Below are 10,405 nucleotides of genomic sequence, written 5' to 3'. Positions count from 1 at the left end.
TCGAAGGCGCGTGAGAAGCGGCGCTCGACGATCGAAAGTTGGGTCACCGGCAATCCGGTGCGGTGGGACGAGCTACGCGCAGCCGCCGTGGGCCTGCGGACGGGTGGGCACCCGCTCGTGCCGTTCCACTGGCCCGTCGAGTTCCCGGAGGTGTTCGCCCGCGATAATCCGGGCTTCGACGCCATCATAGGCAACCCCCCGTTCGCGGGGAAGAACACGATCATTGGCGGCAACCGCGAGCACTATCTGCCGTGGCTGCAGACTCTGCACGCCGGCGCGCATGGCAACGCGGATCTCGTCGCCCACTTCTTCCGTCGCGCCTTCACGCTCTTGCGGCACGACGCGGCGTTCGGGCTGATCGCCACCAACACCATCGGACAGGGTGACACGCGCGACACCGGCCTGCGCGCGATCATCGAGGCGGGCGGCACGGTCGCGCACGCAACGCGGCGGCTGAAATGGCCAGGCGAGGCGGCGGTCGTCGTGAGCGTGGTGCACGTCGTCAAGGGCGACATCTGGCATGCTCGACTGGATGGACGGCCGGCTCGGCGGATCTCGGCCTACCTCGTCGAAGGAGACCTCGACGGCGCGCCGGCCCGCCTCGCCGAGAACGCCCGGAAGGCCTTCATTGGATCGTACATTCTTGGAATGGGCTTCACCTTCGACGATGTCGCGGCGGCGAAGGGCGAGGCGGAGAGCCTGGAGACGATGCGCGCGCTGATCGCCAAGGAGCCGCGGAACGCTGAGCGTATCTTCCCGTACATCGGTGGCGAGGAGGTCAACAACTCTCCGACGCATGCACACCATCGATATGTCATCGACTTCGCTGACTTCCCGTTGATGCGGGATCCGGCGGCGACGCACCCGTGGCATCGCCTGCGCGAGGAAACACAGCGAGAGAAACTGCGCTCCGGATTTGTTTCGGCGGACTATCCAGATCCCGTAGCAGCTGATTGGCCGGATTTGCTCGAGATCGTTGTGCGGAGGGTTAAGTCGGGGCGGCTTGCCATCAAAGACGCGGCGGGCAAGAGGATATGGTGGAGGTTTCTGCGACGCCGCGATGGTCTATATAGAGGCATCTCCCCTCTACGGCGCGTTTTGGCTTGCTCAAGAATTGGGAATGCATTTGCCTTTACGTTCCTCCCTCGCGCCGTTGTATACAACGAAAAGACAGTTCTCTTTCGCTGGGATCAGTTTGCCGCTTCAGGGATCATGAGTAGTCGAGTTCACGAAATTTGGACTAGATTCTTTAGCTCAACGCTCAAGGATGATCTTCAGTACACCCCCTCCGACTGCTTCGAGACCTTCCCCTTCCCGCCCGGCTTCGAGACCTCGCCGGCACTGGAGGCCGCGGGGCAGGCCTACCACGACCACCGCGCTGCGCTGATGGTCGCCCGCAACGAGGGCATGACGAAGACCTACAACCGCTTCCACGACCGCGACGAGACGGCCGCCGACATCGAGCGACTGCGCGAGTTGCACGCCGAGATGGACCGCGCCGTGCTCGCCGCCTACGGCTGGGACGACCTCGAGGCGCGCGCCGAGCCCGTCTTCCTCGACGAGACCACCGAGGACGACCACACCTATCAGGGCCGGCTGTTCTGGCCGTCAGACTTCCGCGACGAGGTGCTCGCCCGCCTGCTCGCCCTCAACGCCGAGCGTGCCGAGGCCGAGCGCCGCGCCGGTCTCGCGCCGGCAGCAGCGGACGAAGAAGAAGAGGTCGAGGCATGACGATCGATCTGAAGTCCGCCGAGGCCGTGCGCGGCCGGCTCGTCGAGACGCTGCGCCGCGACCTCATCGGCCCGTCGCCGCGCGACGCCGACATCGCCTCCGAGCTCCTCGAGACCAATCCCTCGCGATGGTACCTCACCGGCTACCTCGTGCCCGCGCCGGTCGACGGGGCGAAGGACGGCCGGGAGGAGGAGGGCCTCGCGGAGGACACCGGCGACGTCGAGATGGACCCCGGCGAGGAGAGTGATCCGGAGACGGGAACCGCCCGCGCCGCCGACGACGCCGCCCCTGACGACCCCGCCGCCCGTCGCCCGCTCGCCCCCTCCGCCTGCGGCCTGACGGTGCTGGTCGACGCGACGGTGAAGACGATCGACGTCGAGGTGAGCTGGGGCGACTACGTCACCATCCCGCCGGTGCCGCCGGAGGTTTTCACCGACGAGAAGGCCGCCTACGACCCCGCTTTGAAGAAGGTGCAGTGGCAGCGCGTGCCGGGCCACGCGAGCGTCACGATCCCCGTGCCGGAGCCCGGCAAGCGCTCCACCGCCATCCTGCCCAGTTCCGCTGGCCAGCAGCGGCCCGGCGGCGGCCTCGTCGTCGAGGTGTTCGGCCGCCCCTACGACCTGAACCGGCCGGACGGCAGCGTGGCGAGGGTCCGCGCGCTCACCGTCATGCTCGTCAACCGCCGCGACCCCGCCCGCCGCCGCTTCGCCGACGTCACCTTCGCCTTCCAGGTGGAGGTGCGCGTCCGCACCGAGCTGCCGCTGCACCCGCGCATCGACATGAGCGGCTTCGGCTCCGACGACACCGACGCGGCGACCGCCGACCTGCACTACCGCGACGTCGCCGAGTTCGCCGTCGGCTGCAACGCCTCCGCTGGCTGGGAGGCTGACGAGGACGGCATCGTCCGCGCCGCCCACACGGACTTCCTGCCCGCCGCCGAGGTAGAGCGCGTCGAGCCGAACCTCGAGATCTCCGCCACCTTTGGCATGGAGGCGCTCGAGAAGCTCGCCGCTGAGAGCGGGGATGCCCTCGCTGCAGCCCTCTCCGGCCTGCCCGACGACTATCGCCGCTGGATCGCCACTGAACGTACCGGCGTCGCGTCCATCGACGGCGCGCCGCGTCAGGAGGCGGCCGACCGCCTGCTGGAGAAGGCTGACCGGGCGGCCGACCGCATCACCGCCGGCATCGAGCTCCTGCGCCGCGACGACTGGGCCCGGCTCGCCTTCCGGGCGATGAACGAGGCCGTCGCCCGCGCCGCCCGCCGCCGCAACGCCGGCCCCGGCGGGGATCCGGCGAAGGAGAAGCCACCCACCTGGCGGCCCTTCCAGCTCGCCTTCATCCTGCTCAACCTGCCCGGCCTGCAGGACAAGCTGAGCGACGAGCGCGAGATCGTCGACCTGCTGTTCTTCCCGACCGGCGGTGGCAAGACCGAGGCCTATCTCGGCCTCGCCGCCTGGACGATCGCCCACCGCCGCCTGACGGCCGGAGGCAAGCTCGGCGCCGGCGTCGCCGTGCTGATGCGCTACACGCTGCGCCTGCTGACCCTCGACCAGCTCGCCCGCGCCTCCGGCGTCGTCTGCGCGCTCGAGCTGATGCGCGGCGAGCCGGCCTGGATGGACGGCAAGACGCGTATGCTCGGCGACTGGCCGATCGAGATCGGCCTGTGGGTCGGCGCCGCGGCGTCCCCGAACCGTCTGGGCGGCAAGGGTAACTCAGATCCAAAGACGGCGGCGGTGCGCGTCCGGCGCTTCCAGCGCGACGGCAAGGAGGCCCCGGCGCCGATCAAGGCCTGCCCCTGGTGCGGAACGGCATTCACGCGCGACAGCTTCGCCTGCACGCCGAACGCCCTGGCGCCGAAGAACATGGCGATCCGCTGCGCGAACGCTGACTGCGAGTTCACCGGCGACAGGGATCTGCCGATCCTCACGGTCGACGAGACGATCTACCGGCGGCTGCCGGCCTTCGTCATCGCCACCGTCGACAAGTTCGCCGGCCTGCCGTGGCTCGGCGAGGCGGGCGCCTTCTTCGGCCACGTCAACAGGTCCGACGATTGGGGCTTCTATGGCCCCAACGACGGGCGCGGCGAGGGGAAGCGGCTGGAGAACGGCGCCACCCTCGACCCGCCCGACCTGATCATCCAGGACGAGTTGCACCTCATCAGCGGGCCGCTCGGCACCGTCGCGGCGCTCTATGAGGTGGCACTCGACCGGCTGGCGACACGCTCGCGCCTCGGCAAGCGCATCCGGCCGAAGGTCGTCGCCTCCACCGCGACGGTGCGGCGCGCCACGGAGCAGATCACGGCGCTGTTCGACCGCGCGGCAACCGAGATCTTCCCGCCGCCCGGCCCGGACCGCCGCGACAGCTTCTTCGCCAGGACCGCCCCGCCGAGCGAGAAGCCGGCGCGCCTCTATCTCGGCCTCGCCGCGCCGGGCAAGGGGCCGAAGCTCGTATTCCTGAACGTGCTCCTCTCACTGCTCGCAGCCGCGCAGAAGGAGGCGAACGACGACAACGAAGCCGACGCCTATATGACGGCGCTCGGCTACTTCAACGCGCTCCGCGAGCTCGGCGGCGCCCGCCGCATCGTTGAGGACGAGGTTCGGACGCGACTGGCTCAGTACGGGACGAAGCGGCGTCGCGTTTCGCCGCCGGATCAGCCCTTCGCCGATCGCTACCTCCGCGAGGTGCTCGAGCTCACGTCCCGCGAGAGCACCGACAAGGTCGCCGCCGCGAAGGACGCGCTGGGTAAACCCGCGACGGACAAGAAGAGCGTCGACGTGGCGCTCGCCACCAACATGATCTCGGTCGGCCTCGATATCGGCCGGCTCGGGCTGATGCTGGTGCAGGGCCAGCCGAAGTCGGCTTCCGAGTACATCCAGGCGACCAGCCGCGTCGGCCGCGAGGTCGCGAAGCCGGGCCTGGTGGTGGTTCTGCTCAACGCGCAGAAGCCGCGCGACCGCCTCCACTACGAGCAGTTCCGCCAGTTCCACGCCTGCTTCTACCGCGCTGTCGAGGCGACCAGCGTCACGCCGTGGGCGGCCCGCGCCATCGATCGGGCGCTGGCGGCCGTCGTCGTCGCCTGCGTCCGGCACCTCAATCCCGATCTCGTGGCGGAGGGCGACGCCATCGACATGCCGGACCAGGTGAAGGCAGAGGATATCGTCGACATCATACTCGCTCGCGCGCCAGACAGCGCGGTCGTCGGCGGTCACGCCGCCCTGCGGTCGATCGTCGAGGACCTGCTCGCGACATGGAAGCGGATCGCCGAGGATCGGGGTTCGAACGCCGGGAAGCTCTACTACGGCTACCCAGCCGGCCAGGCCCTCCTGCACGACCCGCTCGACGCGCTGCTGTCGAGCCTCGGCCCCGACTTCGCCCCCTTCACGGCGGGCCGTTCGATGCGCGATGTCGAGCACGCGTCGGCGCTGAAGATCATCGATCACCGCTACCAAGAACTCAGCAGCTGAGGTCCGGCGCATGCCCAAGAGCCAGGTGAGGATGGGGCAGGTCGTCGGGCTGTTTGGCCCCGGCGCGATGATGGACCTTCCCGAGCGGTCGGTACTGATCATGGGCCTGCAGGACTGGGAGGCCTTCGGCAAGGACGCCTTCAAGACGATCGAGGAGCCGCGGCTGGCGCAACTACTGGAGCGGCGGCTCGGCGATGCCGCCGACAAGCGACTTGCGAACGGCAAGCCGCTCAGGTTCCGGACCCCGCCGATCGACGCCGGCGATCCCAGGCGCGCCTCGCCGGCCATCAAGGCGAAGGTGTTCCCGGAGTGGTTCGCCTGCGACGCCGTCGAGGGTGATACGAGCAACCGCCGCCGCATCGTCCGCCTTGGCGATCTCGACCCACCGCGGCTGCTCGAATACATCGACGACAAGAAGCGGCGTCGCGTCTCGCCGCTACGCTTCGTCTGCGGCTGCGAGAAGGGCCACCTGCAGGACATCGAATGGCGGCGTGTCGTGCATGCTGGGCGATCCGACGAGGAGGGTGGGGGACGTGCGTGCCGGCAGGCGATGTGGCTGGTCGACGCCGGCACCAGCGCCGATCCGCGTGACACCCAAGTCGTATGCGACTGCGGTGCGCGGCTGTCACTCGAGGAGCTCTTCCAGCAGAGTCGCCTCGGCACCTGCCAGGGCAAACGGCCGTGGATCGGCCCCGACGATCCGGCCGGCTGCGATGCGCCGAAGGGGCTCCGCCTGCTGACCCGCAGCGCCACCAACACCTACTTCCCCCAGATCGTGCGCGTGATCTCCCTGCCGGAATCCAACGACGCCCTCGACCGGGCGCTCGACGCGGTTTGGTCGGAGATCAAGAGCAGCGCCTCTGCCGGCGAGGTGACGATGGCGCGCCGGTTCAATCAGGCGATTGCAGCTAACCTCGAAGGTTTCGGCGACGCGGCCGTGTTTGCGCGCATCGAGGCGAGGAAGGCCGCACCCGCGCCGTCGAGCCCGCAGGCCGCCCAGAACCCGCGCATCGCCGAGTATCAGGTGTTGGCGTGCGGTCGCCCCGTCATCGGCGAGAACCATCCGAAGGCGCTGCTGCATGCCGAGACGCTTGACCGGAGTGTCTGGGACCGCGAGCGGGCCCCACTCCTGCGGGGAATCGCGTCGCTGGTCGCCGTGCACCGCCTGCGTGAGGTCGCCTGCCTCTACGGCTTCACCCGCTTCGAGCCGGCACCTCTCGCCGACGACGGTATCGAGGACGTCGGCCTCGCGGTGAACGGCGCACCGCTCGCCGACGACACCGACTGGCTGCCGGCAATCGAGCAGTTCGGCGAGGGCTTCTTCCTGCGCTTCGACCCGCTGGCGCTCGCCGCCTGGATCGCGCGCCCCGAGATCGCCGACAGGCGGCGCACGTTGATGGAGGGAGTCACAACCTGGACCAAGGCGCGGAAGGACCGCGGGGCTTCGGCCGCAGTTCCCAAGGAGGGCGAAAGCCTTGAGTTCGTCATGGCCCATAGCCTCGCCCACGCCCTCATCACCGAGGTCGCGATCGACTGCGGATACCCGGCGAGTTCGTTGAAGGAGCGCCTCTACCTCATGCCATCCATGCCGGGCCAGCCGCCGGACTGCGGTATCCTCATCTACACCGCCAGCGCCGGCAACCAGGGCACGCTCGGCGGCCTCGTGGAGGTCACGCGCCGCTTCCCCGCTGTGCTGAAGTCAGCACTCGATCGACTTGCCCTATGCTCCGGCGATCCGATCTGCGCCGACCACGAACCGGCCCACGCAGCGGAAGACCGAGCCCTACACGGCGCCGCCTGCCACGGTTGCCTCCTCATCGCGGAAACGAGTTGCGAGCAGCGGAACGTGTTCCTCGATCGGAGCCTGCTGGTTCCGACGCTCGCGGTCAGCGGGTGCGCCTATTTTCCATCGGACGCGCCCCTGGTGTGATCCGTCCGCTACAAGAATAATTGCGAGCCGAGGCGTCGAAGGGCCGCTTCAACTCCAGCATTAAGCCGCACGCCGAAGGGCCAAGCATCAACAATCTTAACGTTAGGACGCGTGCTTGTCATGAGTGCAGATATTGACCCGCCGCCGCGCATCCGATCTGTGAAGATTCTGGACGAATTGTTCGGGAAACATCGCTTGCTGGTCAGGTGGTCGGATGGGCCGCGCAAAGGCGAAAGTGACGAGGTTGATCTCAGCCAAGTTGTCTTTAATCGTAGCCGCTTTACTGAACTGCGTGACAATCAATTTCTGTTTGCCATCGCCCGCGTCGCTGATTTCGGTGAAAATATAATATGGCGCGATATTGCGAAGGGCATAAACATAAAGCTGCCCGCGCAACACGTCTACTATGAGTGGCTAGATCAAAATGAGGCTCGATCTTATTCAGAGGACGAGGAATTTTCAAGCGCTTGGAAGGAATTGAGCAGAGGGCCGATCCTGTGGGCCGAAAGCGAATCCGAAGAATTCATTATTGACCTCATCGAGACTAGGCTTCGATCGTTGTTTGTAGCCTACGACTGTCCCATGACCCTGGAAGGTTGGCGAACCCTTGCTGTTCGATTGATCTCAGAGGGGTCCCTTGGTCGCGAGCTTCCATTAAAAATAACAACCCCAATTAACAAGCAGGGAGCCCCCAGCAAATCATATAATCACCTGCATCTCTTGAAATATATGTCAAAAATAAAAGACGCGAATAGCCGAATGACAAACGAAGAAATTGCTAGAGAATTAAAACGACGCATGGAAAGCGACGGGCGCAGAGATGTTCCGAGTGTGAAAACGCTTCAGAATTTGCTTTCCAAGTATGGCTTCTCCAGAAGCAGTCCGCTTCCGCCTGAGTTTGTTTGGAGGAACAGGGTCGAGGATGCCGTTCACAAGGCGAGTCAACGCCTGACGGCCGATCCCAAAAACAGCTCGCTTTAGGCGGGAACGCGCCTCCCCAATGTCTGTCTCCGTCTTCTTGTTGACGGAGGTGGCCATGCGCGAATCGAATGCTCTCATTCTGATCCCCAACACTGAGGTTCCGTCTGACGGCCGGACGCCGTTCGTCGAGCGGGCGAACAGCATTGACGAAATCCTGTTCAGGCTCGGCATCAGCCGGGCGAAGCTCTACATGGAGATCGGCAACGGACGTATTGTCGCGAGAAAGATCGGTGCCCGCACCATCATCCTCGAAAGCGACTTGCGCAGCTATCTCGCCTCCCTGCCGCGTGTCGGGGAGTAAGGCGATGAGGCTCCCCAGCGCCCCGCACCCGCAGCGTCGCGGCCCGGAAGACGATGCGCGAGCGTCGGCAGCTGCATTCCGGCAATCGGTCTTCGCCAACGGCTACCGACCCGTACCTGTGCGAACACGGCAAAAGATGCCGTACAGCAAGGGCTGGACCACCGTCGCTCGGCTCGACCCGCCGCCGTGCGCTGCTCCGGGCGCTCCGGTGCTTCAGAACGCCTTGAGCACCGGCATCCTGTGCGACGGATTACGGGCGATTGATATCGACATCGACGACTCGGCGGTGGCCGGACAGGTTGCTGGCCTCGCCTTCAACCTCCTGGGTGATGCGATCATCCGTTTCCGCGCCGACAGCCCGCGTCTCCTGCTCGTCTACGCCGCGGCCGATGGCGAGCCCTCGAAGCGTTCCATCTCGGGCGAGCGCGGGATGGTCGAAGTGCTCGGGCGCGGGCAGCAGTTCGTCGCGGACGGCACCCACCCTGATGGGCAGCCCTATCAGTGGCGCGTCGGCTCGCCAGCTGACACGCAGCGCGACAACCTCGTTGCCGTCAGCGAAGAAGCCATCACGGAGTTCTTCGACGAGGCGGCGCACTTCATCAAATCGCCGGGCGAGAAGGCGGGGCACGAGGCCGAGGACGAAGCGTCCCAGGGGGTTGCCTCCGTTGAGTACGATCATCACGCCGACCACCCGCTCGTGAAGGCGTGGGCGAGCGGTGCGCTTCTGAAGGAGGTCAAGGCACTGGCCGCGTGCTTGGCCCCCGGGAGGAACAACCGCCTCAACAACGCGGCCTTGGCGCTCGGTGAGTTCGTGGCCGGGGGCTTCCTGGCCGAGGGCGACGTGCGCGCCGCACTGGAAGGGGCATGCCGCACCAACGGCCTGTGGACGGACGACGGGCCGCTTCAGTGCCGCGCGACCATCAACAGCGGCCTGAAGGCCGGCATGCAGAAGCCACGCGCCATCCCGGCAAGCATCCTCGCGAAGATCGAGGCCGAAGCTTTCGAGCTGCCCGCCCACGACCCGGAGACGGGCGAGGTGTTCGAGGCGGCAGGCACCGCCGATCCGCTCCCCATGGTCTCGGCCGCTTCGTTCGCCGGCATGCCGGTTCCCCCGCGGCGCTGGCTCGTGGACGGATTGATCCCGGCCGGTACCGTGACGATGCTGAATGGCGACGGTGGGACGGGTAAGAGCCTGATCGCCCTGCAGCTGGCAGTCTCGGCGGTCCTCGGGGTGCCGTGGATCGGCATCGATGTGGAAGATTTTGGCCCCGCGATCTTCCTCACGGCGGAGGATGAGATTGACGAAGTCCACCGCCGGCTCGTCGACGTGGCGCGCGCCGTCCCGATCGACCTCGATCGTCTTGAAGCGCTTTCGATTTGCTCGCTCGCCGGCCTCGACGCGCTCCTGGCGACGGCAGAGTGGAAGTCGAACATCCTCAGGGCGACCCGGCTCTATGCTGCGCTGAAGGTTCGTGTCAGCGAGATCAAGCCCACGCTGGTCGTGCTCGACACTCTCGCCGACGTGTTCGGAGGAGAAGAGAATGATCGCGCCCAGGCGCGCCAGTTCGTCAGCCTCCTCCGCGGCCTCGCGATCGAATGCGGGACGACGATTGTGCTGCTCGCGCACCCGTCGTTGAGCGGCATGGCGAGCGGGAGCGGCACGTCGGGCAGCACAGCCTGGAACAACAGCGTCCGCTCACGGCTCTACTTCAAACGACCAATGATCGAGGGCAGGCCCGACCCCGATACTCGCATCTTGGAAACGATGAAGGCAAACTATGGCCGCATCGGCGACGTGATCACCCTGCGGTGGGAGGCCGGCGTTTTCGTCCGCGCGAGCGGGGCGGCCGATGATGTTGGCGGCGAGCCTCCGGCGAAGCGGGCGGAACGCATCTTCCTGGACATGTTGCGCGCCTATGAAAAAGAAGGCCGGCGCGTGAGTGAACTGTCGGGGGCCAACTTTGCGCCACACGTATTCTGGAATGACGACCGGAGGAT

Annotated in this window: 6 protein-coding genes; all 6 read left to right on the top strand. The window is 66.6% G+C overall.

Annotation, left to right across the window (positions count from 1 at the left end; genetic code table 11):
• Window positions 1-1,731 (top strand): Eco57I restriction-modification methylase domain-containing protein (locus RUR49_RS14770; protein WP_409147168.1); only part of this gene is annotated, 1,731 nt, incomplete at its 5' end.
• Window positions 1,728-5,195: a DISARM system helicase DrmA gene (gene drmA / locus RUR49_RS14765; protein ID WP_409147167.1), complete on the top strand. Its 3,468-nt coding sequence runs from the start codon at window positions 1,728-1,730 to the stop codon at window positions 5,193-5,195. The genes RUR49_RS14770 and drmA, both read left to right, overlap by 4 nt.
• A 10-nt stretch (window positions 5,196-5,205) precedes the next feature.
• Entirely contained in the window at window positions 5,206-7,125 is a 1,920-nt protein-coding gene (drmB, locus tag RUR49_RS14760) for a DrmB family protein (RefSeq protein WP_409147166.1), read from the top strand.
• A gap of 120 nt (window positions 7,126-7,245) precedes the next feature.
• Window positions 7,246-8,106: a hypothetical protein gene (locus RUR49_RS14755; protein WP_409147164.1), complete on the top strand. Its 861-nt coding sequence runs from the start codon at window positions 7,246-7,248 to the stop codon at window positions 8,104-8,106.
• 55 nt (window positions 8,107-8,161) lie between these two features.
• On the top strand, window positions 8,162-8,407 hold the full coding sequence (locus RUR49_RS14750; protein ID WP_409147163.1) for a hypothetical protein: 246 nt from the start codon (window positions 8,162-8,164) through the stop codon (window positions 8,405-8,407).
• A gap of 136 nt (window positions 8,408-8,543) precedes the next feature.
• A partial coding sequence (locus RUR49_RS14745; protein WP_409147162.1) for an AAA family ATPase occupies window positions 8,544-10,405 on the top strand: 1,862 nt, incomplete at its 3' end.

The sequence above is a fragment of the Pseudoxanthobacter sp. M-2 genome (genome assembly GCF_046156265.1).
GTDB lineage: Bacteria > Pseudomonadota > Alphaproteobacteria > Rhizobiales > Segnochrobactraceae > CAMDHY01.
Note: the sequence above shows the minus strand (reverse complement) of the source record. Positions and strands in the feature narration are given on the sequence as shown.